Annotated in this window: 27 protein-coding genes and 1 tRNA gene; 12 read left to right on the top strand and 16 right to left on the bottom strand. The window is 62.7% G+C overall.

The annotated features are described in order from the left end of the window. The first annotated feature begins 1 nt into the window (after position 1). Together aguA and NJH59_RS05905 are read left to right on the top strand one after the other, a co-directional pair. Positions 2 to 1,108, top strand: coding sequence for an agmatine deiminase (gene aguA, locus NJH59_RS05910; protein ID WP_054915931.1), 1,107 nt, complete (start codon positions 2 to 4; stop codon positions 1,106 to 1,108). 184 nt (positions 1,109 to 1,292) lie between these two features. Next, entirely contained in the window at positions 1,293 to 1,493 is a 201-nt protein-coding gene (locus NJH59_RS05905) for a hypothetical protein (protein WP_253086515.1), read from the top strand. Between the two features lie 142 nt (positions 1,494 to 1,635). On the opposite strand, the gene NJH59_RS05900 is transcribed toward NJH59_RS05905, so the two are convergent. After that, a complete protein-coding gene (locus tag NJH59_RS05900; protein WP_253086514.1) occupies positions 1,636 to 3,726 on the bottom strand; it encodes a TonB-dependent siderophore receptor in 2,091 nt (696 codons plus the stop codon). Positions 3,727 to 4,121: 395 nt separating this feature from the next. Between NJH59_RS05900 and NJH59_RS05895 the strand changes: the two genes are divergently transcribed. Continuing rightward, on the top strand, positions 4,122 to 5,411 hold the full coding sequence (locus NJH59_RS05895; RefSeq protein ID WP_043861662.1) for an OprD family porin: 1,290 nt from the start codon (positions 4,122 to 4,124) through the stop codon (positions 5,409 to 5,411). Positions 5,412 to 5,438: 27 nt separating this feature from the next. On the opposite strand, the gene NJH59_RS05890 is transcribed toward NJH59_RS05895, so the two are convergent. Further along, positions 5,439 to 7,106: an FMN-binding glutamate synthase family protein gene (locus tag NJH59_RS05890; protein WP_043861663.1), complete on the bottom strand. Its 1,668-nt coding sequence runs from the start codon at positions 7,104 to 7,106 to the stop codon at positions 5,439 to 5,441. Positions 7,107 to 7,220: 114 nt separating this feature from the next. Beyond that, complete coding sequence (locus NJH59_RS05885) at positions 7,221 to 8,111, bottom strand: LysR family transcriptional regulator (protein ID WP_088514127.1); 891 nt, start codon at positions 8,109 to 8,111, stop codon at positions 7,221 to 7,223. Between the two features lie 97 nt (positions 8,112 to 8,208). Here NJH59_RS05885 and NJH59_RS05880 point away from each other — a divergent pair, with 97 nt between their 5' ends. Both NJH59_RS05880 and NJH59_RS05875 read left to right on the top strand, forming a co-directional pair. Further along, the gene (locus tag NJH59_RS05880; protein ID WP_253086513.1) at positions 8,209 to 9,381 is read left to right on the top strand and encodes an MFS transporter; all 1,173 of its coding nucleotides are present in this window, start codon (positions 8,209 to 8,211) and stop codon (positions 9,379 to 9,381) included. Positions 9,382 to 9,508: 127 nt separating this feature from the next. Beyond that, positions 9,509 to 10,687, top strand: coding sequence for an MFS transporter (locus tag NJH59_RS05875; RefSeq protein WP_043861666.1), 1,179 nt, complete (start codon positions 9,509 to 9,511; stop codon positions 10,685 to 10,687). Here the strand turns inward: NJH59_RS05875 and NJH59_RS05870 are convergent. Together NJH59_RS05870 and NJH59_RS05865 are read right to left on the bottom strand one after the other, a co-directional pair. Further along, positions 10,681 to 11,835 (bottom strand): lysozyme inhibitor LprI family protein, encoded by a 1,155-nt coding sequence (locus tag NJH59_RS05870; protein WP_253086512.1) that lies wholly within the window; start codon positions 11,833 to 11,835, stop codon positions 10,681 to 10,683. The two genes, NJH59_RS05875 and NJH59_RS05870, sit on opposite strands and share 7 nt — an antisense overlap. 10 nt (positions 11,836 to 11,845) lie before the next feature. Then, positions 11,846 to 13,009: a lysozyme inhibitor LprI family protein gene (locus NJH59_RS05865; RefSeq protein ID WP_043861668.1), complete on the bottom strand. Its 1,164-nt coding sequence runs from the start codon at positions 13,007 to 13,009 to the stop codon at positions 11,846 to 11,848. Positions 13,010 to 13,157: 148 nt separating this feature from the next. On the opposite strand from NJH59_RS05865, the gene NJH59_RS05860 reads away from it, so the two are divergent. Then, positions 13,158 to 13,565 carry a hypothetical protein gene (locus tag NJH59_RS05860; RefSeq protein WP_253086511.1) on the top strand — a complete coding sequence of 136 codons (408 nt, stop codon included), beginning with the start codon at positions 13,158 to 13,160 and terminating at the stop codon, positions 13,563 to 13,565. A 57-nt stretch (positions 13,566 to 13,622) separates the two neighbouring features. On the opposite strand, the gene NJH59_RS05855 is transcribed toward NJH59_RS05860, so the two are convergent. From NJH59_RS05855 to NJH59_RS05845, 3 genes are all read right to left on the bottom strand, one after another. Further along, positions 13,623 to 15,002 (bottom strand): NAD(P)-binding domain-containing protein, encoded by a 1,380-nt coding sequence (locus NJH59_RS05855; RefSeq protein ID WP_100632945.1) that lies wholly within the window; start codon positions 15,000 to 15,002, stop codon positions 13,623 to 13,625. Positions 15,003 to 15,380: 378 nt separating this feature from the next. Continuing rightward, positions 15,381 to 16,199, bottom strand: coding sequence for an AraC family transcriptional regulator (locus NJH59_RS05850; protein ID WP_054915940.1), 819 nt, complete (start codon positions 16,197 to 16,199; stop codon positions 15,381 to 15,383). Positions 16,200 to 16,245: 46 nt separating this feature from the next. Then, a complete protein-coding gene (locus tag NJH59_RS05845; protein ID WP_043859804.1) occupies positions 16,246 to 16,863 on the bottom strand; it encodes a LysE family transporter in 618 nt (205 codons plus the stop codon). A 450-nt stretch (positions 16,864 to 17,313) separates the two neighbouring features. On the opposite strand from NJH59_RS05845, the gene NJH59_RS05840 reads away from it, so the two are divergent. Continuing rightward, the gene (locus NJH59_RS05840) at positions 17,314 to 17,610 is read left to right on the top strand and encodes a DUF3077 domain-containing protein (protein WP_253086510.1); all 297 of its coding nucleotides are present in this window, start codon (positions 17,314 to 17,316) and stop codon (positions 17,608 to 17,610) included. A 74-nt stretch (positions 17,611 to 17,684) separates the two neighbouring features. Further along, a complete protein-coding gene (locus NJH59_RS05835; protein ID WP_253086509.1) occupies positions 17,685 to 18,032 on the top strand; it encodes a hypothetical protein in 348 nt (115 codons plus the stop codon). A gap of 143 nt (positions 18,033 to 18,175) precedes the next feature. Here the strand turns inward: NJH59_RS05835 and NJH59_RS05830 are convergent, their stop codons facing one another. Next, positions 18,176 to 18,673 (bottom strand): SMI1/KNR4 family protein, encoded by a 498-nt coding sequence (locus NJH59_RS05830; protein WP_043859806.1) that lies wholly within the window; start codon positions 18,671 to 18,673, stop codon positions 18,176 to 18,178. A gap of 181 nt (positions 18,674 to 18,854) precedes the next feature. Here NJH59_RS05830 and NJH59_RS05825 point away from each other — a divergent pair, with 181 nt between their 5' ends. Continuing rightward, entirely contained in the window at positions 18,855 to 19,682 is an 828-nt protein-coding gene (locus NJH59_RS05825; RefSeq protein ID WP_196932873.1) for a DUF2314 domain-containing protein, read from the top strand. 201 nt (positions 19,683 to 19,883) lie between these two features. On the opposite strand, the gene NJH59_RS05820 is transcribed toward NJH59_RS05825, so the two are convergent. Further along, a complete protein-coding gene (locus NJH59_RS05820; protein ID WP_253086508.1) occupies positions 19,884 to 20,162 on the bottom strand; it encodes a DUF3077 domain-containing protein in 279 nt (92 codons plus the stop codon). Positions 20,163 to 20,577: 415 nt separating this feature from the next. On the opposite strand from NJH59_RS05820, the gene NJH59_RS05815 reads away from it, so the two are divergent. After that, positions 20,578 to 21,942 (top strand): Fic family protein, encoded by a 1,365-nt coding sequence (locus NJH59_RS05815; RefSeq protein ID WP_253086507.1) that lies wholly within the window; start codon positions 20,578 to 20,580, stop codon positions 21,940 to 21,942. 89 nt (positions 21,943 to 22,031) lie between these two features. Here the strand turns inward: NJH59_RS05815 and NJH59_RS05810 are convergent, their stop codons facing one another. Then, the gene (locus NJH59_RS05810) at positions 22,032 to 22,778 is read right to left on the bottom strand and encodes a hypothetical protein (RefSeq protein WP_253086506.1); all 747 of its coding nucleotides are present in this window, start codon (positions 22,776 to 22,778) and stop codon (positions 22,032 to 22,034) included. Between NJH59_RS05810 and NJH59_RS05805 the strand changes: the two genes are divergently transcribed. Together NJH59_RS05805 and NJH59_RS05800 are read left to right on the top strand one after the other, a co-directional pair. Next, on the top strand, positions 22,740 to 22,922 hold the full coding sequence (locus tag NJH59_RS05805) for a type II toxin-antitoxin system HicA family toxin (RefSeq protein WP_213606734.1): 183 nt from the start codon (positions 22,740 to 22,742) through the stop codon (positions 22,920 to 22,922). The two genes, NJH59_RS05810 and NJH59_RS05805, sit on opposite strands and share 39 nt — an antisense overlap. A gap of 29 nt (positions 22,923 to 22,951) precedes the next feature. Next, on the top strand, positions 22,952 to 23,377 hold the full coding sequence (locus NJH59_RS05800; RefSeq protein WP_253086505.1) for a type II toxin-antitoxin system HicB family antitoxin: 426 nt from the start codon (positions 22,952 to 22,954) through the stop codon (positions 23,375 to 23,377). A gap of 105 nt (positions 23,378 to 23,482) precedes the next feature. Here NJH59_RS05800 and NJH59_RS05795 read toward each other — a convergent pair. The 5 genes from NJH59_RS05795 to NJH59_RS05775 form a co-directional block, all read right to left on the bottom strand. Next, positions 23,483 to 23,558: transfer RNA gene (locus tag NJH59_RS05795), tRNA-Thr, on the bottom strand. A 95-nt stretch (positions 23,559 to 23,653) separates the two neighbouring features. Further along, positions 23,654 to 23,917, bottom strand: coding sequence for a hypothetical protein (locus tag NJH59_RS05790; protein WP_054915796.1), 264 nt, complete (start codon positions 23,915 to 23,917; stop codon positions 23,654 to 23,656). A gap of 38 nt (positions 23,918 to 23,955) precedes the next feature. Continuing rightward, positions 23,956 to 24,336, bottom strand: a complete 381-nt coding sequence (locus NJH59_RS05785; RefSeq protein WP_058541659.1) for a hypothetical protein — start codon at positions 24,334 to 24,336, stop codon at positions 23,956 to 23,958. Positions 24,337 to 24,353: 17 nt separating this feature from the next. After that, positions 24,354 to 24,560, bottom strand: coding sequence for a helix-turn-helix transcriptional regulator (locus NJH59_RS05780; protein ID WP_043862225.1), 207 nt, complete (start codon positions 24,558 to 24,560; stop codon positions 24,354 to 24,356). 9 nt (positions 24,561 to 24,569) lie between these two features. Next, positions 24,570 to 25,148 (bottom strand): hypothetical protein, encoded by a 579-nt coding sequence (locus NJH59_RS05775; RefSeq protein WP_043862224.1) that lies wholly within the window; start codon positions 25,146 to 25,148, stop codon positions 24,570 to 24,572. Positions 25,149 to 25,246: the final 98 nt, after the last annotated feature.

The following is a 25,246-nucleotide window of genomic DNA, read 5'->3' as shown; positions in this document are numbered from 1 at the left end:
CATGAAGACCCTGAACACTACCCCGCGCGCCGACGGCTTCCACATGCCTGCCGAGTGGGCACCGCAAACCCAGGTATGGATGCTGTGGCCCGAGCGCCCGGACAACTGGCGCCTGGGCGGCAAGCCGGCCCAGGCCGCCCACGTGGCGGTGGCCAAGGCCATCGCGCGTTTCGAGCCGGTCACCGTGGGTGTGTCGGCCGGCCAGTACGAAAACGCCAGTGCGCAACTGGACATGCCCAACATCCGTGTGGTGGAAATCAGCAACGACGACGCCTGGGTGCGTGACACCGGCCCGACCTTCGTGATCAACGACAGCGGCGAAGTGCGCGGCGTGCACTGGGGCTTCAACAGCTGGGGCGGCTTCGAGGGCGGCCTGTACGCGCCGTGGAACCGCGACGAACAGGTGGCGGCCAAGGTGCTGGAAATGGAGCGCTGCCAGCGTTACCGCACCGAGGGCTTCGTGCTCGAAGGCGGCTCGATTCACGTGGATGGCGAAGGCACCCTGATCACCACCGAGGAGTGTCTGCTCAACCACAACCGCAACCCGCACCTGAATCGCGAGCAGATCGAGGCGATCCTGCGCGATCAACTGGCGGTGGACACCATCGTGTGGCTGCCCGAGGGCCTGTACAACGACGAAACCGACGGGCATGTGGACAACTTCTGTTGTTACGTTCGCCCGGGCGAAGTGTTACTGGCCTGGACTGATGATTCGCAAGACCCCAACTACGCACGCTGCCGCGCCGCCCTGGCGGTGCTGCAAAGCCAGCGCGATGCCAAGGGCCGTGAATTCGTGGTGCACAAGATGCCGATCCCGGGCCCGTTGTACGCTACCGAAGAGGAGTGCGCCGGGGTCGATCTGGTGGCCGGCAGCCAGGAGCGCAACCCGTCGGTACGCCTGGCCGGTTCCTACGTGAACTTCCTGATCGTCAACGGCGGGATCATCGCGCCGAGCTTCGACGACCCCGCCGATGCCGAGGCCAGAGCGGTCCTGGCACGTCTGTTCCCCGATCACGAAGTGGTCATGGTGCCGGGCCGCGAGCTGTTGCTGGGCGGTGGCAACATCCATTGCCTGACCCAGCAGCAACCCGCCCCTGCCAAGCGCTGAGAGCGGCCTGGCAAATCAAGCCCGTCATCGACGGGCTTTTTTTTGCCTGCGCGATGGCCGGCGACGCAACTGGCACACCTCTTGTATTCGTTTTGCCTTGTATTTCAAGCAAGTACGACGGCGCAGTTCTGTCACAAAGTTTGATTAAGGTAGCCGCTCACACTTCTGGGGAGTACGTGTGGAAATGAATGCGACAAGTGAACCGGTTTCGCACCCGTCGGTGGTGAACCTCGAGGCGCTTGAGGCAGTGGCGCAGTGGTTGAGACACCATGGAACCCTCCGGGTCAGGAAGACCGATCCACGACGTGCACTGGTGGAACGTTATCCACAGGGGTTGATCACCGAGGCAGAGCTCGATGCGCTGCTGGGAGTGTGCTACCGCTGAACTGGAAAGGGCGCCACCGATTGCGGTGGTGCCCTTTTTTGTGGAGGCTGTACTGGCCTCATCGCGGGTCAAGCCCGCTCCCACAGGGGGTGGCGCGGTCTTTGTGGGAGCGGGCTTGACCCGCGATGGCAGCACCGCAGTTCTAGAAGTTGTAGGTACCCGTCACCACCAGGCTGCGCGGATCACCGAACTGGATCTGCCCGGCACTGGTCGCCGAACTGTAGTAGGTCTTGTCGGCAATGTTGCTCAGCGCCGCGCGCACATCCCAATCCTGCGTGCGCCAGCCGACCAGCGCGTCCCAGCTGCCATACCCCGGCAGCACGATGGTGTTCTTGGTATCGGCATAACGCTGCCCCACCAGTGTCACACCCGTTTCGGCGTACCAGCCCATTTCCGGTTTCCAGGTGACGAACAGGCTGGCGTTGCGCCGCGCCACGTCGTTGATGCGGTTGCCGGCATTGCCTTCGGTGTCTTCGACGATGGTGGCGTCCTGCAGGCCGATGCCCCCGCGCACATACCAGTTGCCTCCCAGCTTGCCGGTGGCGGTCAGTTCGACCCCGCGCGAACGCTGCAAGCCGGTGAGGATGTAGCGGTCGGCGTTGTCCGGGTCGCGGCTGCGGCGGTCGTACAGCTCCAGCTCGTACACCGCCAGGGTGGTGCTCAGGCGCTCGTCCAGCCACTCGCTCTTGACCCCGATCTCCTTCTGCCGGGTATGTTCAGGCCCGGTTTCGTTGGCGTTGCCCGCCGCCCCCGGGGTGATGCCGATCAGGCCGCCGCCCACCGGCGAAAAGGTCTTGCTCCACGAGGCATAGAAAGCGTGGTCCCTGAGCGGCGTCCACACCACGCCCAGGCGCGGGCTGGTGCTGTTGCTCTGCTGCTTTTCGCTCAGGCCGCTGACCTTGCTGGTGGTGTCCACCTCGAACCGGTCATGGCGCAGGCCCACGAGCAGTTGCCACTGATCGTTCAGGCGGACCTGGTCCTGCACATACAGGCCACGGCTGTGCACGTCTGTATGGTTGTTGCTGGACACCGCCAGCACGCCGTTGTGTTGCTGGCCGCGGTCCGGGTTGAACAGGTCGACGCCCGGCACGCCCTTGCCGCTGCGCAGCAGCGAGTGACGGCGCTGCTCGCCCAGTTCGAGCCCCGTGAGCAGGGTGTGCTCCAGGCCGAAGGTCGACACGTTGCCTTCGATTTCCACGGTGTTGAACAGGTTGCGCGTGTTCAGGTCCTGCTGCCAGCGCTGGCGCCCGACCAGGCCGGTGCTGGCGTTGTAGCCGGTGAGGTAGGTGTTGTCGAAGTCGCTGTCGAGCTGGAACAGGCCCAGGGTATGGCGCAGTTGCCAGGCATCGTTGAGCTGGTAGTTCAGGCGCGAGCGCAGCGACTGCGCGGTGTCGTCGATGTAGTCGCGCTGCGGGTCGCCATAGGTGGTGCTGCGCCTGACATCCACCGGGCGACCGGTGCGCGGATCGCCGGGGATACCGCGGTCGGGCGTGCGGTTGTAGCGGCTGTATTCGTACTGCACCAGCCAGTTCAGGTCCGGGCTGAGCTGCCAGCTCATCGAAGGCGCGAACAGCTGGCGGCTGCCGTCGATGCCGTGGCGGAAGCTGTTGTTGTCTCGGTTGCCCATGTTCAGGCGCAGGCTGAGGGTGTCGCTGGGGTCGGCACTGAGGTCGGCATACAGGCTGCGCAGGTCGTCGCTGCCGCCCTGGGCCTCGATGCTGGAGTGTCGGCCGGCTTCGGGCGCCTTGCTCACGCGGTTGATGATACCGCCCTGGCTGCCGCGGCCGTACAGCACCGCCGCCGGCCCCTTGAGCACCTCGATCCGTTCGATGTTGTACAGGTCGCGCACGTACTGGCTGTCGTCGCGGATGCCGTCCAGGTAGAAGTCATTGCTGGCGTCGAAGCCTCGGATGCGCAGGCTGTCGAAGCGGGTGTCGGCGCTGTTGCTGACGTTGGGGATGCCGCTCAGGGCCTTGCCCAGGTCATGGGTGCCGTAGTCGTGCACGCTGGCGGTCTTGATCGAATCGATGGCCTGGGGCACGTAGCGCGCCGGGGTGGAGGTGCGGGTGGCGGTGGTCACTTCCTTGACCCGAGGGTCATCCCGGTCGCTGTCGGCGGTTACCGACAGCTCGGGCAACGTGGTGCTGGCAGCACACGCCAGGCTGGAGCTGAACAGGGCGCAAAGCCCCAGAGACACAGGGGAAAGACGGCAAGGGACGGGCGTGGCACGCATCGGCAAAGGTACTTGGTGATGAAAAGGGTGCGAATGGTAATGCTTTGCATTCCCAAATGTTAGCGCTATTTACGCACCGTTGTGGTGCGGTCGTATCCAGGTATTTCCACCGGGGCGCAACCGATTGCGGGTTGCCTTGTCTGCGCCGCTGAAGACGGCGTAATGGCCATATGACTTGTCGTTTTCACGAATTTTTGACATGGCCTTGTACGCACGGCTAGGATCGGACCCAACGCCTGTAGGCCCATCGGCCAAGAGTCCCAAGAAAAGGCCCGCTGCACCCTTGTTGCAGGCGGGCTTTTTGTTTGCAGACCCGTGAGCGTCAACCCACGCAGGGGGCGTGGTTCCTGGCGTTGGTCGCAGAGCGTAAAACACTCCGAAATAAGGAAAATAACATGTTGAAAACACGGATCAGTCTGATCGCGCTGGGGCTTATGGCGGCGACTCAGGCAATGGCCAACGACCAGGCCGCGTCGAACGGTTTCCAGGAAGACAGCAAGGCCAGCGTTCTGCTGCGCAACGCGTTCATCAATCGTGACAAGAAGCATGGCAGCAGTGACCAGTCCGAGTGGGGCCAGGCCTTCATCGGCAAGTTCTCGTCGGGCTTCACCCAGGGCACCGTGGGCGTGGGCGTCGACGCCTTCGGCCTGTACGCCATCCGCCTGGACGGCGGCAAGGGTCGTAACGGCGGCGCCGGTATCGACTTCTTCAAGCCAAGCGATACCGAACCGAGCAACTCCCCGCACAACCTGGCGCGTGCCGGTGCTGCGATCAAGTTCCGCGTCTCCAATACCGTACTGGCATACGGCGACCAGATGCCGACCCTGCCAGTGCTGAACTATGACGACGGCCGCCTGCTGCCAGAGAGCTTCACTGGCACATCGATCACCTCCAAGGAGATCAAGGGCCTGGAACTGAACGCCGGTCGCTACACCCAGGAAGCGCGCAAGAGCGCCGAAGGTCGCGATAGCGGTGGTCTGAAGTCGATCAACGTGTTCGGCGGCAAGTACCAGTTCACCGAGAATTTCACCGGTGCGCTGTACACCTCCGACGTCGAAGACGTACTGAAGAAGCACTACCTGGGCCTGAACTACGTCCACGCCATCTCCGACGACCAGTCGCTGACCCTGGATTTCAACGGCTACAAGTCGGACATCGACAAGAAGTACGTCAACCGTGCAGGCCTGACCGGTGACCGCAACACCATCTGGAGCCTGGCGGCCACCTACGCCTTCGGCCCGCACTCGATCACCCTGGCGCACCAGCGCAACACCGGCGACACCGGCTACCAGTACGGCTGGTACCAGAACCGCCGCGGCGTGGGTGACGGTGGTTCGACCATCTTCCTGGCCAACTCCTACTGGTCCGACTTCAACGCCGAAGACGAGCGTTCGTGGCAGATCGGCTACGGCCTGGACTTCAGCGCCTTCGGCGTACCGGGTCTGACCTACAACTTTGCATACGTAGCGGGTGACAACATCAACACCCACGGCTTCGGCGAAGGCAAAGAGCGCGAAATCTTCAACCAGTTCAAGTACGTGGTTCAGGAAGGCCCTGCCAAGGACCTGTCCGTCAAACTGCGTAGCTCGTTCCTGCGTGGCACCAACAACCTCAACGCTATCGACTACACCGCAGACGGCAACGAAGTCCGCGTATTCGTCGAGTACCCGATCAGCATCCTCTGATCGATTCGACCTTCAAACAACCCCGGCCTAGGCCGGGGTTGTTTGTTTTCGGCGTACCGCATTCGCCGGCGCCACGGGCGCATCCTGCAATTGCGGCGCGAAGCTGTCGCTGCGGGCCATCCGCCACATCCGTGCATAGAATTCGCTGTCGATCGAGCCGCTGAGCAATTCGCCGGGCTTGAGGAACACGTGCAACTGCGAAAACAGCCGGATCTCGCTGGCACTGACGCGGCGCACCAGGTGCTTGGGCTTGAGTTCGCTGGGGTGCTCGAGGCCGGCGGCCGCGAGCATCTCGGCCAGCGCATGCAGGGTATTGCGATGAAAGCTGAACACCCGTTCGGCCTTGTCGGGCACCACCAGTGCACGCTGGCGCAACGGGTCCTGGGTGGCCACGCCGGTGGGGCACTGGTTGGTGTGGCAGCTTTGCGACTGGATGCAGCCGATGGCGAACATGAAGCCGCGCGCCGAGTTCACCCAGTCGGCGCCCAGGGCCAGCACGCCGGCGATGTCGAACGCGCTGACGATCTTGCCGGCGGCGCCGATGCGCACCTTGTGGCGCAGGTTCAGGCCCACCAGGGTGTTGTGCACGAACATCAGGCCCTCGCGCATGGGCACGCCGATGTTGTCGCTGAATTCGCGTGGCGCAGCGCCGGTGCCCCCTTCCTTGCCGTCGACCACGATGAAGTCGGGCACGATCTGGGTGGCCAGCATGGCCTTGGCGATGCCCATGAACTCCCAGGGGTGGCCCAGGCAGAACTTGAAGCCCACCGGTTTGCCGCCGGACAGCTCGCGCAACTGCGCCACGAACTCGAGCAACCCCACCGGCGTGCTGAAGGCGCTGTGGGCGGCGGGCGAGATGCAGTCTTCGCCGGGCGCCACACCGCGCGTGGCGGCGATCTCGGCGCTCACCTTGTGCCCCGGCAGGATGCCGCCGTGGCCGGGCTTGGCGCCCTGGCTGAGCTTGATCTCGATCATCTTCACCTGCGGGTCGCGGGCCTGTTCGGCGAAGCGCTGCGGGTTGAAGCGGCCGTGGGCGTCGCGGCAGCCGAAATAGCCGCTGCCGATTTCCCAGATCAGGTCGCCGCCATGTTCGCGGTGGTAGGGGCTGATGCTGCCCTCGCCGGTGTCGTGGGCAAAACGGCCGAGGCTGGCGCCCTTGTTCAGCGCGCCGATGGCGTTGGCGCTGAGGGCGCCGAAGCTCATGGCCGAAATGTTGAAGATCGATGCCGAGTAAGGCTGGCGGCATTGCGGGCCGCCGATGGCGATGCGAAACGAGGCCGGGTCGGGGGTGTTGACCGGCAGCATCGAATGGCTGATGAACTCGAAGCCCGGGCGGTACACGTCATTGAGCGTGCCGAAGGCTTTCTCGGCGCTTTCGTTCTTGGCCCGTGCGTACACCAGCGAGCGCTGCGCGCGGGAGAAGGGCAGCTTGTCGTCGTCGCCTTCGAGCAGGTACTGGCGGATCTCGGGTCGGATGGTCTCGATCAGGTAGCGCAGGTTGCCCAGGATCGGGTAGTTGCGCCGCACTGCGTGCTGGCGCTGGCGCAGGTCGTTCAGGCCCACCAGCGAGAGCAGCGTGCCGATCAGGGTCAATGGCCAGAGCCAGGCGTGAGTGGCAAGAAACGGCAGGCTGGCCAGGCTGAACGTGAGGCACGCCGCCAGGCAGGCATAACGGCTGGGAAACGAGAGGCGCATGAATCTTCCGCTGATGGTGTTTGTCGCGCCTAGGATAGGCAAAGCACCGCGGCGGAAAACCCGTGGTTTCGGTAAAACAGTTTTATCCGCGCCGTGCTTGCCAGGCGCCGGGGCTCATGGGCCCGGCTGATTGATGATCGCCAGGAACGCCTCGGCCGCCCGCGAACGGCCGTGCCGGCGGCTGATTGCATGCAGCGCGATGTGTGCATCGGCATCGCTGAGCGGGCGGTAGCACACGCCCTTGCGTTCCAGCGCGCTGGTGCAGGCCGGCACCACCGCCACGCCCTGGCCGGCGGCGACCAGGGCGATGATGGTGGTGGTCTGCTGGCCGCTGGGGCCGCGGTGCAACGGCAGGCCGGCGTTGGCGAACAGGGTCTCGATGGCCAGGTTGAGCCCGGTGCCGTGCTGCTCGGGGTAGAGGATCACCGGGCGCTGCTGCAACTGCGCCAGGCTGACCTGTGCCTGTTCACTGAGCGGGTCGCTGACCGGCAGCGCCAGCAGCAGGGGTTCGTGCTCCAGGGTGTCGGTGTGCAGGTTGTGCTCGGCGGGGGGCGGCAGGCGGCTCAGGCCGATGTCCAGGGTGCCGTCGCGCAGCTGCGCCCACTGGTTCATCGACGCCTGTTCGATCAGGTTCAACTGCACCTCGGGGAAGGCCTGGGCGAAGCGCTGGATGGCCTGGGTAAAGCGGTCGCTCAGGGCTACGGAGCTGGCATAGCCCAGGCTCAGGTGGCCGGCCATGCCGCTGGCGAGCCTGGCGGCCATGGTTTCGGCCAGCGCCAGTTGCTCGATCACGTTGCGTGCATAGGGTACGAAGGCCTGGCCCTGCACGGTGAGGCTGACGTTGCGGCTGCTGCGCTCGAACAGGCTGAACCCCAGCTGGGCTTCCAGCGCCGAGATCTGCCGGGTCAGCGCGGGTTGGGCCAGGTGCAGGGCCTGGGCGGCGCGGCCGAAATGCAGGGCCTGGGCCACGGCCAGGAAATAGCGCAGTTTGCGGAGGTCGAGCATGGTGCACCTTGAGGTATCGATCGGTCCGAAATCGGTATTGGCCCGGGGCGAGTGGGGCGCCGTATAAAGGGCGCCACACACTTTAACGAGTTTTGCCATGCAGGCGCCTTCTTCGGCTGCGCGGGTCGCGATGTTGTTGTGCGGCTGCGCGGCGTTCCTCCCCTTGTACGCCACCCAGGGCATCCTCGCGCAACTGGCCCGGCAGTTTGCCGTGGACATTGGCCAGGTGAGCTGGAGCCTGACCATCACCACCCTGATGGTGGCGTTGACTGCGCCCTGGGTCGGCTGGCTGGCGCGGCGCTGGTCGCCGGTGACGCTGATCGTGATGGCGGCGTTGCTGCTGGCCACCCCGGTGCTGCTGATGGCCACGGTGGGCAGCTTTGCCGAGCTGCTGCTGTGGCGGGCGGTGCAGGGCTTGCTGATACCGGTGATCTTCGCCTGCAGCGTGGCGCTGATTGGTGAGCGATGGCAGGGCGCGAGCGTGACCGAGGTCACCAGCCTGTACGTGACCGGCACCATCCTGGGCGGCTTTGCCGGGCGCTTCGTGGTGGCGTGGGTGACCGAGTACTGGGGCTGGCGCGAAGCGTTCGAAGTGCTGGCGCTGGTGGTGCTGCTGATGGGGCTGGGGATTCGCTGGTTGCTGGTGCTCGAACCGGTGCCGGCGAGCAGGCGCAGGGCCAGTGCGCCACCACGGTTTGGCTGGCCATTGTGGTCGGCGTGCGCGGTGGGGTTCTGCGTGCTGTTTTCGCAGGTGGCGTCGTTCACCTATGCGGGGCTGCACCTGAGCCGGGCGCCGTTCGGGCTGGGGGCGGCGGCGCTGGGGTCGATCTATGCGGTGTTTCTGCTGGCGCTGGTGGTCACGCCGATTGCCGGCCGCCTGGCCAGGGCTCGCCCGCCGTTGCACCTGCTGATGGTGGCGGGCGTTGTCGGCGCGGTGGGCATCGGCCTGACGCTTGTGCCCACGCTGTGGGTTATCGTGCTGGGGCTGGCGTTGAGCTCGACCGGGGTGTTCCTGGCGCAGGCGGCGGCCAACACCTTCATTGCGACCACGGCCGGCGCGAACAAGGCCGGGGCGATCGGGCGCTACCTGACCTGCTATTACCTGGGCGGGAGTGCCGGCGCGCTGTTGCCGGCGGTGCTGTGGCAGCAGTGGGGTTGGACCGGGTGCGTGGTGCTGATTCTGGGGTTTCAGGCGGTGTTCATGTTGATCGGGCGGGTGGGCTGGCGGGCCTCTTCGCCGGCAACGCCGGCTCCTACAGGGCCGCGCTGACCCTGTAGGAGCCGGCGTTGCCGGCGAAGGCGTTTGTCCAGCCGCTGCAGATCCCAACTCCGGTACATCCACAACTGCCACCGCCAATCCCCATGCTAAAACAGCCATACCCATCGGCGGACCCACCATGACAAAAACAACCACCCCGCATTTCGGCCTGCTGTGCCTGGCCAGCTACCTGCTGTCGCTGTCCTACGGCTCGACCTTTCTGCTCTCGCTGCTGGTCACTTCCCGAGGTGGCAACGAACAGGACGCCGGCAGCATCATCGCCATCGCCATGCTCAGCACCGTGATCGCCGTGCTCGGCAGCGGCCATCTCGCCGACTGGCTCGGCACCGCCCGCGCCATCGCGCAGTCGGCGCTGTGCCTGATCGGCGCCTGCCTGGGCTTTGCCCTGGTACCTGGCGTCGACTTCAGCCTGTGGCTGTGCGGCCTGCTGCTGGGCCTGGGCTGGGGCGCGTTCTACACCCTGGGCCCGATCCTGGTTGCCGCGCTGGTCGAGCCGGCCCGGCGCACCCACTGCTTCGCGCTGCTGTCAGGCAGCATGATGAGCGGCATCGGCTCCGGCCCGCTGGCCGGCAAGCTCGCCTCGCTGCTGCACCTGCCACTGGAAACCGCGTTCTACACCGCCGCCCTGGCCGCCGCTGTGGGTATGCTGGTCTTCGCCTGGCTGGCCCGCCAGCACCCGGCACAGGCGGCCAGCGCCCGCATCAGCCGCCACGCCGGCATCCAGGTGCTGCGCTCATCGGCGCGCTGGCCGATCCTGATGGTGGGCCTGGGCGGCGCGGTGTTCGGCGGGCTGGGCAGCTTTCAGACCACCTACGCGGCCAGTCGCGGGCTGGACTATTCGCTGTTCTTCGTCGGCTTCATGCTTGCCGCCATCGGCTGCCGGCTGCTGATCGCCGGCTGGGTGGTGCGGCATGACGCCTACCGCACCTCGTGCCTGCTGACCGGGCTGATGGTGCTGGCCGTCATCGCACTGGGCTGGTGGGTGCAGGACGCCCTCAGCTACCTGCTGGCGGCGGCGTTGCTGGGGGTGGGTTACGGGCTCAACTATTCGGTGATCAACGGCCTGGCGGCCAACGAAGCGCCCACCGGCTACACGCCGCAGGCACTGCTGCTGTTCAGCCTGGGGTACTTCATCGGCGTGTTCGGCTTCCCGCTGCTGGCCGGCACCCTGATCGTGCAGGGCGGCCCGCATGCACTGCTGCTCAGCGTGCTGTGCGTGGCGCTGCTCAACTGGCTGGTGAGCGTGGGCCGGCTGCTCGGGCGCTGGCGGGCCCGAGCGTTGCCACAGGGTTACTGATCCGGGGCGATGGCGAACATCAGCTGGTTCTCCTGCACATACACCAGCGCTTCGCGGCCATTGATGTCCACCGGGCGGGCCGACACCGCCTCGTGCTCGGGCACGACCTTGGACAGCACCTTGTTCACCAGGTCGACCCGCCAGACGCAGGCCATGCCGCCACTGTTGTCGAAGTACAGCACCGGGCGGTGTTCGCTCCAGGTCGGGTTGACCAGGCTCCAGCCACTGGAGTCGGGCGCCATCACGCTCTCGTAGCCGCGCGAGTTGCCGTCGCTTTCGTAGGCCAGGCGCAACTGGTCGTTGGCCACGTTGAGGTCTTCGAGCACACGCGCCTTGGCAAAGCGCACGGTGTTGGAGCCGGCGTGATAGCCCTGGGTGGTCGGTTGCGGCTGCTGCTGGCTGCCCACGGCATACACCATCGACTGCTCCAGCTCGCCGTTGCTGCGCTGGCGGTAGTAGAACGCGCCGTCCTGCACCCCGGCGTAGCGCTCGCGCTGGTCGTTGAAGCCGCTGTGGGACCAGCCGGCAAAGCGCACGTTGCGCGCGATCACATGCCAGCCGGGGTGATTGTCGGCGTATTCGAGCAGGGTACCGGAGGTGGCCAGCGTCACGTGTTTGTCCTGCACGTAGGTGGGCCCGTCAGGGTCGCCGGAGACGTACACGAACGCGTGCAGCACGCCGTCCTTGACGGTCACATCGATCAGTTGCGCCACCGATTCCTCGTTCATGCCGATGAACGGGGCCAAGGCAAAGCGCTGCCACGGCGCGTCCTCGACCTTTGCGTACACCTCGCCCTTTGGCAGCGGTGCGAGGCTGTCGGAGGCAACCGGCGCCGGTGCCGGCACGGCGGTCAGCCGGCGGATCTGGCGGTCGTAGGCGCTCTCCAGGCACTCGGGGGTCTTGCACTGGTTGCGCACGTTTTTCAGCCAGTCGGTTTCCAGCTCGCGGAATATCTTCTGCGCCTTGAGCGGGGTGTACAGCGCATTCAGCTGGTCGTCCTTGGCCGACAGCGAGGGCGTGTTGCAAATCGCGGTTTCCAGAATCGTGTTGGCCCTGCTGCAATCGAAACCGGCGGCCGAGGCCACCGGTGCGTGCAGGGCCAGGGCCAGCAAGGCGGGCAGGGTGAGCAGGCGGGTCACGGTATGCATGGGGGTGTCCTTACAGGTCGGGCGACAGGGCGAACATCAACTGGTCGTGTTCGACGTACACGATCGCTTCACGGCCGTCGAGCTCCACCGCCAGCGGTTGCCCGGCCGTGTGTTCGGGCACGATCTTGGACAGCACCTTGCCGCTCAGGTCGACCCGCCAGATGCAGGCCATGGCGCCGCTGTTCTCGAAGTACAGCACCTGGCGGCGCTCGCTCCAGGCCAGGTTGGACAGGCTCCAGCCGCCGCTCTCGGGGTCGAGCACGGTTTCGCTGGCGGGGCGCGGCAGGGCGTGTTCGTAGTTCAGGCGCAGGTCGCTGTTCTCGTCGTTCATGTTGCCCAGCACCCTTGCCTTGGCAAAGCGCAGCGTGCGCGACTGGGCGTGGAACACCGTGGTGGTGGCCTGCGGCGGCTGGCGGCTGCCCAGGGTGTAGACCATGGCCTGCTGCAGCTCGCCCTCGGTGCGCTGGCGGTAGTAGAACGCGCCGTCCTGGATGCCGGCATAGCGTTCACCCTGGTCCATCAGCTCGCTGATGCGCCAGCCGGCAAAGCGCACGTCGCGGTCGATCACATGCAGGCCGGGGCGGTTGTCGGCGTATTCGAGCAGCACGCCCGAAGACGGCTGCACCGACCAGTTGTCCTGGTTGTAGCCGGGGCCGTCGGACGAATTTGCCACGTAGAGCAGCGCGTACAGCACGCCGTCCTTGATGCCCACATCGATCAGCTGGGCCAGCGAATCGGGGTACATGTCCGGGATAGCCGCCAGCGCAAAGCGCGGCCACGGCTCGTCTTGCAGGGTACGGTAGGCGCTGCCCTGGGGCAGCGGCACCGCGTCGCGCAGGCCGGGCACGGGCGGTGGCGGCAGCGCGGTCAGGTTGCGGATCTGCAGGTCGTAGGCGCGCTCAAGGCAGGTGGCGGTCTGGCAGCGGTCGCGCACCTCGTTTACCCAACGGGTTTCCAGTTCGCGATAGATGCGCCGGGTCATCAGTGGCTTGTACAGCGCGTTGAGCTGGTCGTCCTTGGCCGACAGCGTTGGCGTGTCGCACACCGACTTTTCAATGAGGGTGCGTGCCTTGCTGCAATCGAAGCCGGCGGCGACGGCGGCCGGAGTGTGCAGGGCAAGGGCAAGCAGGGTGCTGGAAGCCAGCAGGGTGAACAGGCGGGCGGCGGGGGTCATCGGACGTCCATGTGGGCCGGGGCAGGGGGCGGATGATACGTGAGCGCCACGGGCGACGGAAAGGCACCTGCGTGTCGATCTCGACGCTTCTGCACAAATCCGGTCGCGCAAGTAGACTGCCGTGTTTCAGGCCTTGCAGGAGCTTGCCATGACAGTCCGATTCCGCTGGTGGAGGTACACCGCTTTGCCCGCGCTGTTGCTGCTGCAAGGCTGCATGCCGCGCTCGGTGATCGTGCACGACGGGCTCGACGCCACGGTCGTCGATCAGCACACCCGGCAGCCACTGGCCGGGGTGAGCATTCTTGATGCAGGGGTGGTGGTGGCCCGCAGCGACGCGCAGGGGAGGGTACAACTGGCGCCCAGGCGCACCCTCAAGCTGGAGCCGCTGATGGGCGAGGCGAACGTGATGCTCAACCTGCTGGCCTGCAAGGACGGCTATGCGCCGCAGCCGGTGGCCGAACGCCGTGGCTGGAATGCCGACTACGGGCCCAGCCAGGTGCATCGCGAGGTCATCGGCCTGCAGCGGGGGCAAACCGGTTACCAGTGCCCGCAGTAGAGGCCGCGCCGGCAAGGGCCGGTCTTGTGGGGGCACCGGTTTCGGGCGTGGGCGGGGCTACCCGCGCAGTGCCTTCACTTCGCCCTTCTTGCCGTCCGTTTCGCGCAGGTACTCCTCCAGCGAATCGTCCATCGCCTTCAGCCACCGCGTATGGTGCGGCACCGCTGCCGTGCCGGTGATCACCGAACGGTACGACTTGTCGCGATAGCCCATGATGTCGCTCTTCTTGTCGCTCTTCCACTTGAGGAAGATGCGGTTCACGGCATCGATATCGAAGCTGGGGTAGTCGGTCTGCGCGATCAGGTGCTTGATGTAGCGGCCCTGGAATTCGTACATCGAGGCGGTGGTGTCCAGGGCCTCTTCATCGGCGCGCCAGCTGGCACTGTCGGCCTGCATGTCGGCCTTGGCCGGCAACTTGATGCGCCCCAGCATGTAGTCGCGGGCGAACCAGGCCTGGGCGTCGAACAGGTTGAAGCTGTACCACAGGTCCTGCATGCCCAGGTAGATCAGTTGCGGGTTCTGCTCCCACACCACGCCCTGGTACAGGCCGGTTGGCCACAGGCGGTTGTTGGTCTTGAGGGTCAGTTCGTCGGGCAGGAACGGGAAGTGATGCTGGTAGCCGGTGCACAGGATGATCGCATCCACGCGCTTGTTCGAGCCGTCGGCGAAGAACGCCAGGTTGCCCTCGACACGCACCAGCTGCGGGCGCTCCTCCCAGCCCTTGGGCCATTTGTAGCCCATCGGCTGGGTGCGGTAGGCCGTGGTGATCGAGCGCGCGCCGTACTTGTAGCACTGCGAGCCGATGTCTTCGGCCGAGTAGCTGCTGCCGACGATGAGCAGGTCCTGGCCCTTGAACTCCATCGCCTCGCGAAAGTCGTGGGCGTGCAGGATGCGCCCGGCGAAGCGCTCGAACCCTTCGAATTCCGGCACGTGCGGCGTAGAGAAGTGCCCGCTGGCGACCACCACGTAATCGAACACCTGCTCGATGCCCTGCCCGGCGCTGTAGTCGTAGGCGCTGACGGTGAACTCGCGGGTGGTTTCATCGAAGCTGACGTTCTTGACCGCGGTGTTGAAGCGGATGTAGTCGCGCACCCCGGCCTTTTTCACGCGGCCCTGGATGTAGTCCCACAGCACTTCGCGCGGCGGGTACGAGGAGATCGGCCGGCCGAAGTGTTCGTCGAAGCTGTAGTCGGCGAATTCAAGGCATTCCTTGGGGCCGTTGGACCACAGGTAGCGGTACATGCTGCCGTGCACCGGTTCGCCGTGCTGGTCGAGGCCGGTGCGCCAGGTGTAGTTCCACATGCCGCCCCAGTCGGCCTGCTTTTCGAAGCAGACGATTTCGGGCATGGGGGCGCCCTGGGCATGGGCGGATTGGAAGGCACGCAGTTGCGCAAGGCCGGACGGGCCGGCACCGATGATGGCTACACGAAGAGTCATAGAGATTCCTGAACAGTTGAACGCTGAAAAAATGCAAAGGCTCCCCAACCCCGAGCGGCAAAAGCCGAGGGTGGTGGAATTCAGGCGCTACGGTGCAGGTGGAGGGACGGGACGCTTGCGCATCTGGGCCAGCAGGATGTTGCCTGGCGGAATCGACAGTGCGTGGAACAGGGTCGAGAGCGGGGAAGGGGTGACGGTGTTCGGCCCGTAGCCATCAGCGCAGGGCGCAAAATGGGGGCCTGAAGGGCGAAAGATGCGTGTGATCTCGTTCATGGGGGGCTGGAATGGCCTCTTTTCGTTATGGTTTCCTTTTTATCTATAACGGATGGGGGTGGGGATATCAAGGTCGGCGACCCCACCGCCCGCCAGTGCGCAAACTCAATCAAGGCGCCCGAGCAGGGGTTTGCACCAGCGCGAGGGGGTGATGCCGTAGGCGTTCTTGAAGTGCCTGGACATATGGCTCTGGTCGAAGAAACCGGCCTCTACGGCTGCGTCCGCCAGGCACTGACCGGCGAACACCGAGGCCTTGAAGCGGTCGAGGCGGCGCAGGGTCAGGTAGCGGTGGGGGCTGGTGCCGAAGTAGGCGCGAAAGTCCTTGGACAGGCTCCAGCGGTCGCGGTTGGCGCAGGCGGCCAGGTCATCCAGGGTGATGGGCTGCTCCAGGCTGTCATCCATGTACTCGCGGGCACGACGGGCGGCGGCGTAGTCGTGGGCCTGCCTTGATGCCGGGCGCCCGCACACGGCCTGCAGCGCGCTTACCAGGCCCAGCAGCGCGTCGTCCTCTTCGAGCGGGTCTAGCCTGTCGTCCATGCTCGCGAGCATCGCGTGGGTGGCGGCCGCCAGGCGCGGGTCGCGGGAGATGCCGCCCTTGAGAAACGGCAACGGCTGGCCCCCGAGCACCTCCTGCACCAGCGCCGGGGTGAGGTAGAGCATGCGATAGCGAAACCCCGACGCCGAGCCCGCATGCCCGTCGTGCACCTCGTCCGGGTGCAGCACCAGGATCTCCCCAGGCAGGCTGTGCCGGCTGGCGCCGCGGTAGCTGAAGCTCTGCACCCCGGCCAGGGTGCGGCCGATGGCATAGGTATCGTGGCGGTGCGGGTCGAAACCGTGGGCGCTGAAGAAGGCCTCCAGGCGTTCGACCCTGGGGGACGGCGGGGCGTGTTTCACCCAGTCTTGCGGTGACGGTAGATCGAGCATTCTGCTCACCTTTCGAGCGATAGAGTCAGGCCGGCGACAACACAGGTTACAGCGTGCCGGCGTTTGCCTGAATGTGAATGTAGAAATCATGGAACATGAAGGCGGCGCACACGGCCAGGGCGATGCCCATCAGGCGGTTGAACAGGTTGAAGTACACCTCTTTGCTGATGCGCTTGCCCAGCACGGCGCCCAGCAAGGCGTAGAGGCCCGGCGCGCCGGCAGCGCCCAGGGCTATCAGCGCCGACACGGCGGCGATGCTGGCGCCGCTGAGGTGCGCGGCGGGGAACATCACGCTGGTGATCGGCAGCACCACCATCATGCCCTTGGGGTTGAGGGCCTGGATCAGAAAGCCGTTCCAGAAGGTCAGCGCCTTGGCGGGGGCATCGGACGATTGGGTGAGCTGGACCCTGGCGGTGTAGACCTTGAAGGCCAGGTAGCTGGTGTAGAGCCCGCCGGCCAGGGCGAGGTAGGGCAGCGCGGCCTTGGAGATGATGGCTTCGCCGGTGTAGCCGAACAGGATGAACAGCACGAACATTGCGCCGCCCACGCCGACGAAGAAGCCTGCGGTACGGCGGAACTGGCCTGTAAGGCCGGCGTTCAGGCCCATCACGTTCACCGGGCCGGGGCTGTACATCACGCTGAAGGCGTAGAGAAAGATTTCCATTGTGTCCCCTGCGAGTGTGGGTAGGTGGTGTGCAGGTGACGTTAAACGGCTGGCCTGCGGCTGGCTTGTACGTTTGTGGGTGCCACCCTGCAGGAGCCGGCATTGCCGGCGAAGAGGCCGTCCACTGCGGCGCAGGGCTGCGTTTACACACGCTTGGCCAGACACGTCTGAAGGACTGTAATATGCGGACAGATTTTGCGTGGGCGGTGCGCCTTGCTGGGGTTCAGGCAGGCCGTTAGGCTCCTGCGGTCGCTGAGCATCAGCGACCGGGTTTGGTCGCCCGTTGACAAAAAATCACGCTTCGGCGCCGCCTATGGCGGTTGTACGCGGGAGGCCTCGTGCCTGCCGGGTTTTGATCTTTTTGTCCCGGTCGACCAACTCGCGTACAGCTGCCACCCAACTTGCTTGGTCGCGAGCAGTGGCAGCTTCACTCTACAAAAAGTGATCGCCATGAAAAAAATCGTTCCTGATCCGCCGGCTGCTCTGCTGGGTGAGCCCAGCGTTGATCCTTGTATCGGCCACTCGCCATTCTTCCTGGTACGCGCAGACATACCCGAAGAAGACGCCCTGATGCATGCCTCGCTGTTGCTCAGAGGCATCTTCGACACCCTCCAGAAAGCCTGTTTGCACCCCGAGGACTCCACCAGCAAAGTTCTGCTGTGGGTCTCGTTGCATTCGACGGAATTAGCCAAGGTGCTGGTGGATGCGGTGCTCGACGGCATGGGCAATCGCAAGGCCACTGCGTAGAGGAAGCGACAGGGGCCGACCTGTTCAGCCCCTGTTGTGACAGACTTTCCGATCATGCACGGAGCACGATGCCGATGACCCAATTTGAAACCCAATCCACCTCACCCGACGGCCGCTATCGTATCGAGGCGGCGCCGTGGGAAGCCGGCAACTCGCACTGGGTGTATCCGCCGCGGATTGTCGATGCCGTGTCGGGTGCCTGCCTGTTCGAGTTCCAGGACCAGCGCTGGTCCCTGGACCGCGCGGCATGGTTGAGTGATACGCAGGTCGAGCTGATGTTGCGCAAGTATCCAGGGCAACTTACAGGGCAAGGGATAAGGGTGTGGTTTGATTGCGCGGGACGTGTCGCGAGGTGCGGTGAGGGGGCGGGCGTTGAATTGGCTGACCTTGAGCGTGCGCTCGAGCGCCATGCTTGTGGGTAACTGAAAAACCATCGGCTACCCGCGATTCGAAGTGCAGGGCCCGGTCAAGCCATGGCCGGATGTTGGATCTTTCTGGATGACGACCGGGATTTCATTGTTCGGGCGAATACCCGGCGTAGGTGCGCCTGGGTATTCGTTTCATGTCAGGGCTGTACACGGCTGTCGAACGGTTCGAAGTCGCGCTCGGTGAACGCTTCGGTCAGCACATTCGAACTGCACAGCCATTCGATCGCTTCCACCAGCCCGTTACCCGCAACGAGGGCGGCTTCACTGTGACGCGGCAGCACATAGATGCGCTCCGGGTCGCTGGGGTGAATGATGAGTTCGTCGCCGTCGTAGGTGTCGCCAATGATGATGCACTGCAAGGCCTTTTCCTTGGGCATCAGCTCCTTGTCGTCGTCCCAGAACCAGTACTGGTTGATGCGCTCAACCCACTGGGCCTGGCTGTTTTCGCCGTGCAGCAGTTGATGGGGCGGGTAGATGCGCACGTACACGCCGCCAAGAATGCCTTCGCCGAACTGCGTGACGTACTCGCGGTAGCCAGTGGGGAAGCGGGTACCCAACACAGCTTGTGCCTGGTCCACTTCGGCGTCTGTGGACAGCACCAGCGGGCTGCCGGTAACAGTGATGTTTTCAAACATTGGGCCTGTCCTTTTGCGTGGTATCCAAGGGTGCAGGTTTTTAGCGTAACGGGGGCTTGGGGGCAAGGCTGCCACGTTCGCTGGATCGGGTTATCCTGCTCCCGTTTTTCAAGTGGCGGCACAGGCCGCAAGTGCTCTGGCTTGAGCATTCCAGTGAACCAGGCGATGGAACGATTTACCTATGACCGAACAGATCATCTACGGTGTTGAAGGCGAAAGCGACGAGTTCAAGGCCGCCGTGGCCAGTGCTCAGGCGACGTTCAAGTATTTCTGGCGAGAGCTGTCGTGGGAGGCGCGCAGGATCGTGAAGGGCCTGGACATGGCGGCTGTAAAAATGTCCTTCCCCATCGAGAGCGACGACCCCGAGGTACCCAGCGTCGAGAACATGTGGGTGAGCGAGATCGAGTTCGATGGGCAGTCCATCACCGGCGTGCTGATGAATGAGCCAAGCTGGGCCACCTCGTTCAAGGCGTGGGAGCCTGTGACGCTGCCGTTGGCCTTGCTGAACGACTGGATGTACGTGCGCCAGGGCCATGTGTACGGCGGCTTCACCGTCGACGCGATACGCGCGGCCATGCACGAAGACGAGCGCCTGGAGCACGATGAGGCCTGGGGTATGGATTTCGGTGAGCCGGGTTTGGTCGAAGTCGTCCCGGCTGCAGAAGGTCAGCAGCCTTGGCTGCTCTCCCGTACGTTGAACCGTGCTCAAGACCAGCAGACGCTGGCGGTGCTGGAATGCACCGAGCACCCGATGGCCTTGAACATGCGCGACAAGATCGAGGAGGGCGTGAGCGCACAGCCGCAGGTGGCCCGAGACCCGGATGACGAGGGATGGCTGATGCTGCACCGCGAGGTGCTGGCGGGCAATTACACGGTGGTGGATGCGCTGTTGCGTCATGGCGCTGACCCGTTGCTGCCCAACGGCAACGGCCAGACTTCGCTGGCGTTGGCAGGCATTGCCGGTTGGCCGCGGATTCTGGCGTTGCTTGAAGGGCAGAGCGCCCACTAGCGTGGGGTGCCATTCGCCAGCAAGGCTGGCTCCTACCGACGGCGTGGTCCTTTGTAGGAGCCGGCCTCGCCGGCGAAGAGGCCCTTCTGTGCATCGCAAACAGTGGGCCATTGCTCGGGCCGCATCCAAACGGGCGGATTTGTATCCCTGTTTGGAAGAACTACCTGGACAAGCGGATCACTCATGCATGAAGGCGGGTGCCTACTCGGGGCGCCCATCCCAGGCATTCAATGCAACCAGCACATCATCGACCACAGCCTTACTCATCTCCTGCAAATAATGCGAAGCCCAGGCATGTCGGCCTGTATTGCGCTCTTGCGTGGCATCCTCGGCCAGTCGCTTGGCCAGGTGCAACAGGTCGGAAACGTGGGCCAATGCCTCGCTGATCGGTACACCGGCATTAACCCGAAACAACGCCTGCTCGCCCTGACCGGCAAAGGTCGTAAGGCCGGGAGTAGTGAGGGTATGAAGGTCAGGCATGGGCACCTCCGGGGAGGTGTGGGGTGCGAGTCTGCATTGGCTAGCTCCTTGACTACACAAAAGAAGCGCCTGCACTGGTTGGTAGGCGCTGTCGCACCTTGACTGATTCGGGTTCCTACGCCCGGCCGATGATTTGGCAGCGGCGCTGGAAGGTTAGCCGGGAGGGTAAGTGGGGGCAACCGCTGGTGGGTTAAAGCTCTAAAGAGATGTGATTGGAGATGGCAAGCGGGGCGGGAGATAGGCGCTGGTTCCCTTGAATTTTTAAGCGAGGAGGTGTTTTCGGTATCAGCACCTTGGTGGTTCTGTCCCTGGAGCAGCGTTTCAGAGGAAATTTCCGCCACGATTTCAGTTTTCAAGAAAATTGAAATGCATGCAGCAGTGGGATAATCTCATTTCAGTTCAAGGAGATTTTGAAATGAGTCTGATATCCAAGCCGCCGGCATACGACCCTCAGATGTGGAATAAAATCATCGAGCAGCACAAAGAACAGCTCTCTGTGTACGTGGGCCTTGGTCACCCCATCGACTCGAAAGGTAGATACCTCCATTACGACCAGCTAAAGTTCAGGCTACCAAAAGGTGTTGATCATACATTGGCGTGGTCGGCAATAAAGTTTGCAAGGAAACAACAGTCTTCCTCATGCATTCGGTTAGGGGAACCCTCACAAGAGTGTCGTTTCCTCTACACGCCAGCTATGCATTTAGCCATATCAGCCTGCGACCAGAATACGACCACTGCTGCATTAGAGTGGATGTGCGCGAAAATTGGCGAAGGGAAACATCTTCAGTACTTGCTAAAGGATTTAGTGGAAGATGAAGCAATCAGTAGTAGTCAGTTAGAAGGGGCTGCAACTACAACCAAGGCAGCAAAGGAACTTCTAAAGAGAAAGAAAGGACCTCGGTCTATTGACGAAAAAATGATCCTTGGTAACTTCAAAATGATGAAGTATGCCTGGGATAAGCGGGACGACGACCTGTCTTTAGATTTGATCAAGAGTTTGCACAGAGTTGGTGTGGAAGGTATTGACGATAATAGATACTTCCCAGGGCAATTTAAAGATAGTGATGATGTTGTAGTTGAGGACGGCGAAGGTGAAGTTGTTCATCAGCCACCACCAGTTGAACACCTGGAAGACAGGTTGAAAAAAATATGCGATTGGGTGAATCAGAATCATACGGATGTATTGGGTAAGGACTACATGCATCCGCTAGTAAAGGCCATAATTCTGCACTTCACCATTGGCTATGAGCACCCTTTTCACGACGGAAATGGCCGGGTGGCTAGGTCTCTATTCTATTGGTTTATGTTCAAAAAAGGTTTCGGTGCGTTCAGGTATATCGCCATTAGTACGCTGTTGAAGGCTGCACCAATGAAGTACGGCAGAAGTTATCTGTATGTCGAAACTGACGGTATGGACTTGACATATTTTCTTGACGCTCAGTGCAGGATTATTGCTAGATCAATCGCGAAGTTTAAAGCGACATACGATGCCACTGTGAAATCTATCGATGAATTTAACGCTTTTCTATATAGCTCTGGTCTTTATCCGAAACTGTCTGAGAAGCAAAAAATTGTATTCAATGTTGCAAAGAGCGGAGTGGCTGAAGAATTCACGATAACTAATGTTAAAGAGAATCTCGGATGTGCTTACAATACTGCTGCTTCGGTTCTTAATGGTTTGGTTGATTTGAATCTTTTCGAGAAAAAAAGAAAAAATGGGAATGAGTGGATATATTCCATGCGCGAAAATAGCAAGATCATGAAGGATTGGGTGAAGTAATAATTGCTCGATTTTTTACTGTCTTGTGTATGCAGAAAATCATGTTAAAAAGGGGGCGTATGGCCCCCTATTTTTGTCTGGACTTCTGATTATAGAGTGATTGGTTTCAGCTTGGCCGAGAGCCACTTCGTAATCGCGCCGGCGCCGGTGAATTCCCCTGCATTACTCGGTATCGGACTTGGTCCATAGGTATGTTCGGCCATGTTGGTGTTCATTTGTTCGACGATATCCAGTAGGTCGCAAAATAACTGCAGCACATTTACCCCGTCCGACCCCAGCCAAGTCTTTGGCGCCTGCAGGCGCTGACTGGCTCCGGCCACGCTCTTGCGCAGGCCTTGGATCTGCTCCTGCTGGTCGCCACCCACCGTGGCATTGAGCTTCTGCCCCACCACCAGGTTGAGGTCGCGACCAGTGGCCTGGTGCAGATCATCCACGGCCGCCAGGCTCGCGGATCCGCCTGAGAGCAGCTTGAGCGCGCCCAGGGCCTCGATCTTCTTGATTCCACCCACTGACTCGGTCGAATGGTCGTCGACGGTCCTAGTGCGGCTCTGGAAGGCCTCGGTGTTGTCCTGGGCCTCTACCTCGCGCTCGATAGCCTTGTCCTGGATCTTGCTGTCAGCTTGGCGGAGCCCGTTGCCGCCGTTCGCACCGCCATATCTGGTCACCCTTAAGCAGGTTGGACAGGCCAGCGCCTGAGCTACCATCGCCATTTTTCGGCCGTGCGAAGAAGCAACATTTTTGTTGCTTACGCAACATAACTGTTGCAGTGTGGCGGTGTCGAGATGGTGGGACTGCACATGAAGTACAGCGAGTTTCGACGATGGTTGCGAGCACATGGCGTTACGTTCGTTCCTGCGAAGGGAAGCCATTTCAAGGTTTACCTCGGCAACCGACAAACCATATTCCCAGACCATGGCGCTAAGGAAATCAGCGAAGGTCTGAGAAGAAAAATCATCAAAGACCTGGGCCTCGGTGATTGAAGTCGAGCCCTATGGGAGGCCCAAAGGCCATGTATGACTATCCAGTAACCGTGCACGAGGAAGAAGGCGGCCCATGGGTGAGCTGCGCCGACGTCCCTGAAATGTCCAGCGCCGGTGATACGGTTGAGGAAGCACTTTTCGACGCGGTAGATGCCCTGGAGTCGGCGCTTTCCTTTTACGTGGATCAGCGCATTGCCATACCGCTGCCGTCTCCAGCTGCACCTGGCCAGCCTGTGGTTCGGCTACCTGCTTTGACTGCGGCCAAGGCTGCACTGTGGAATACCATGATCAAGCAGAAGGTGACCAAGACCGAGTTAGCGCGCCGGCTGGGGGTGAATCGCCCCCAAGTAGATCGGTTGGTAGATTTGCTGCACCGCTCCAAGATCGAACAGGTCGAGCATGCACTGCAAGTGCTTGGCCAGCGTATCGAGCTGTCGGTGGTTGCAGCTTCGTAGGAAGGGCCGCTGCACACTCAGTACGCCAAAAACGAAAAAACCCGCCAAAAGGCGGGTTTTTCGGGGGTTTCAGAAACACTGAAAACTGTCTCTGCAACCTTGTGATGGTGCCGGCACCAGGAGTCGAACCCGGGACCTACTGATTACAAGTCAGTTGCTCTACCAACTGAGCTATACCGGCATAGGGGCGCTATTATAGCGATCGGTTTGGTTCTGTAAACTACTTCCGCTCAATCTTGCGCAAGGCCACGGTTCACGTGGCCTGCAGCCCTTCTACTACCACCCGCGATGCAGGCTTTCGGCCGTCGGTTCGGCCTTGGCCGGGTCGAACAGCATCGGCTTCTGTTCATGGCAGCCACGCTTGCCGCATTTCACGTAGCGATGCGGCTGCGCCGGCAGGCCGTTGTCGCCCAGCACCTGCATCTGCGGCATGTCCCAGCCCGCAAGGCTGTCGCCGCGGCTGGCGTGCCCGCCGGCACAGCCACCCAACAGCAGGGCAAAGGCCACCAGGGCGATGGTGTTGAAGGTGTTCATGGTCATATGTGTTTTCCCGATTGCATCATGCGGCCCGCAAGCCGTCAGTCCTTGTTCAATATCCGGTGAATCGTGCCGCCACAACCCTGGTAGCACTGGTCGTACTCGCGCCCGCAATCACTCGACAGCCCCGCGCTGTAGGGGTAGCTCGGGTAGTAGCAACTGCGCCGCGCATCCTTCTTGCTCTTGCCCTGCTGGCAGTACTGGTAACTGCGCATCTCGGACTGGTACAGGGCCTGGTTGGCGTTGTCCTGCATGCGTGCCAGTTGCCCGCAGTAGTTGCGCTGCTGCGAGCACGCGCTGATGCACTGCATGCCGTGCTGGCTCGGCGGTGGCGAATAGCGATAGGTGTAGCTCGGCCCGCAGCCGCCCAGCAGGCCGGCGGCCAGCAGCAGCGCTGCGCGCCAGTGAATGATGATGCTCACGAGAGGGTGTTCCTTGTTCAGTCCTCGCTGAATTCCAGCAGGTCTCCCGGCTGGCACTTCAGCGCGCGACACAGCTTCTCCAGGGTCTCGATCTTGAAACCCTTGATCTTGCCGTTCTTCAGCAACGATAAGTTAGCTTCGGTAATGCCAATAATCTCGGCCAGGTCCTTGGAACGGATCTTGTTCCGGGCCATCACGACGTCGAGCCTGATGATTATCGGCATGGGGCTAGGCTAGACATAACAGTTGTGTTCATCGCTGATGGTCTTGGCGTCACGCATGAGGAGGGAGAAGGCACACAGCAATATGCCCTTCATGATCTCGTAAACCGCCGCGGATGATACACCGATCCCCACGCTGAAGCTCCTTTCGCCTGGCGGCAGGTCGATGCAGAAGGCCAGGCCCTGCAAGGTGGCGATCACCGGCCACAGCAACGGCAGGCCGATGCACAGCAGGCCCACCCACCACAGCAGCTTGATGTTGGAGGCCGTCCACGTCTGCCCGCGTGACAGGCGGATGAAGAACAGGCCGGTGAGGTACAGGGCCAGTACCGACAGGCTGGCCGGGATCATGTCCAGGGTGATGACCAGTGCCTGGGCCAGGACGCTGGGCTGGAAGCCCGGCGCCACCAGCAGGGGCATCTGGTCGGCGAAGCTTTGCAGGTAGGCGGCCAGCACGTCGTGCCGGTCGAAAAGCCAGAACCAGGCATTGCAGCCAAATTCGGCCAGCGCCGTACCCCACGCCAGCAACGCCGCAAAGGCACCGATTGCACGCAGACGCGAGCGTGCGTAGGCCACTGTTTTGCTGTTCATGGTTTTTCCTTGGTCTGGTTTGAACGGGGCGGATTATTGAGCAAAAATTATCGCAGTACAATAATTAATTGGTGTGAGATGAGGTGGTGTGGCGATTT

Source organism: Pseudomonas sp. VE 267-6A (genome assembly GCF_024126555.1).
In the GTDB taxonomy this organism is placed as follows: Bacteria; Pseudomonadota; Gammaproteobacteria; order Pseudomonadales; family Pseudomonadaceae; genus Aquipseudomonas; species Aquipseudomonas palmensis.
The sequence above is the reverse complement of the archived record's forward strand: the minus strand, read 5'-3'. Positions and strand labels throughout refer to the sequence as shown.

Excerpts from the sequence above, each read along its gene's own strand:
- NJH59_RS05900 (WP_253086514.1), bottom strand. The coding sequence starts at position 3,726 with ATGCGTGCCACGCCCGTCCCTTGCCGTCTTTCCCCTGTGTCTCTGGGG.
- NJH59_RS05895 (WP_043861662.1), top strand. The coding sequence starts at position 4,122 with ATGTTGAAAACACGGATCAGTCTGATCGCGCTGGGGCTTATGGCGGCG.
- NJH59_RS05805 (WP_213606734.1), top strand. The coding sequence starts at position 22,740 with ATGAAGTACAGCGAGTTTCGACGATGGTTGCGAGCACATGGCGTTACG.
- NJH59_RS05775 (WP_043862224.1), bottom strand. The coding sequence starts at position 25,148 with ATGAACAGCAAAACAGTGGCCTACGCACGCTCGCGTCTGCGTGCAATC.
- NJH59_RS05815 (WP_253086507.1), top strand. The coding sequence starts at position 20,578 with ATGAGTCTGATATCCAAGCCGCCGGCATACGACCCTCAGATGTGGAAT.
- NJH59_RS05860 (WP_253086511.1), top strand. The coding sequence starts at position 13,158 with ATGACAGTCCGATTCCGCTGGTGGAGGTACACCGCTTTGCCCGCGCTG.
- aguA (WP_054915931.1), top strand. The coding sequence starts at position 2 with ATGAAGACCCTGAACACTACCCCGCGCGCCGACGGCTTCCACATGCCT.
- NJH59_RS05885 (WP_088514127.1), bottom strand. The coding sequence starts at position 8,111 with ATGCTCGACCTCCGCAAACTGCGCTATTTCCTGGCCGTGGCCCAGGCC.
- NJH59_RS05835 (WP_253086509.1), top strand. The coding sequence starts at position 17,685 with ATGACCCAATTTGAAACCCAATCCACCTCACCCGACGGCCGCTATCGT.
- NJH59_RS05840 (WP_253086510.1), top strand. The coding sequence starts at position 17,314 with ATGAAAAAAATCGTTCCTGATCCGCCGGCTGCTCTGCTGGGTGAGCCC.
- NJH59_RS05810 (WP_253086506.1), bottom strand. The coding sequence starts at position 22,778 with ATGTGCTCGCAACCATCGTCGAAACTCGCTGTACTTCATGTGCAGTCC.
- NJH59_RS05790 (WP_054915796.1), bottom strand. The coding sequence starts at position 23,917 with ATGACCATGAACACCTTCAACACCATCGCCCTGGTGGCCTTTGCCCTG.
- NJH59_RS05855 (WP_100632945.1), bottom strand. The coding sequence starts at position 15,002 with ATGACTCTTCGTGTAGCCATCATCGGTGCCGGCCCGTCCGGCCTTGCG.
- NJH59_RS05905 (WP_253086515.1), top strand. The coding sequence starts at position 1,293 with ATGAATGCGACAAGTGAACCGGTTTCGCACCCGTCGGTGGTGAACCTC.
- NJH59_RS05800 (WP_253086505.1), top strand. The coding sequence starts at position 22,952 with ATGTATGACTATCCAGTAACCGTGCACGAGGAAGAAGGCGGCCCATGG.
- NJH59_RS05880 (WP_253086513.1), top strand. The coding sequence starts at position 8,209 with ATGCAGGCGCCTTCTTCGGCTGCGCGGGTCGCGATGTTGTTGTGCGGC.
- NJH59_RS05820 (WP_253086508.1), bottom strand. The coding sequence starts at position 20,162 with ATGCCTGACCTTCATACCCTCACTACTCCCGGCCTTACGACCTTTGCC.
- NJH59_RS05780 (WP_043862225.1), bottom strand. The coding sequence starts at position 24,560 with ATGCCGATAATCATCAGGCTCGACGTCGTGATGGCCCGGAACAAGATC.
- NJH59_RS05845 (WP_043859804.1), bottom strand. The coding sequence starts at position 16,863 with ATGGAAATCTTTCTCTACGCCTTCAGCGTGATGTACAGCCCCGGCCCG.
- NJH59_RS05875 (WP_043861666.1), top strand. The coding sequence starts at position 9,509 with ATGACAAAAACAACCACCCCGCATTTCGGCCTGCTGTGCCTGGCCAGC.
- NJH59_RS05850 (WP_054915940.1), bottom strand. The coding sequence starts at position 16,199 with ATGCTCGATCTACCGTCACCGCAAGACTGGGTGAAACACGCCCCGCCG.
- NJH59_RS05865 (WP_043861668.1), bottom strand. The coding sequence starts at position 13,009 with ATGACCCCCGCCGCCCGCCTGTTCACCCTGCTGGCTTCCAGCACCCTG.
- NJH59_RS05825 (WP_196932873.1), top strand. The coding sequence starts at position 18,855 with ATGACCGAACAGATCATCTACGGTGTTGAAGGCGAAAGCGACGAGTTC.
- NJH59_RS05890 (WP_043861663.1), bottom strand. The coding sequence starts at position 7,106 with ATGCGCCTCTCGTTTCCCAGCCGTTATGCCTGCCTGGCGGCGTGCCTC.
- NJH59_RS05870 (WP_253086512.1), bottom strand. The coding sequence starts at position 11,835 with ATGCATACCGTGACCCGCCTGCTCACCCTGCCCGCCTTGCTGGCCCTG.
- NJH59_RS05830 (WP_043859806.1), bottom strand. The coding sequence starts at position 18,673 with ATGTTTGAAAACATCACTGTTACCGGCAGCCCGCTGGTGCTGTCCACA.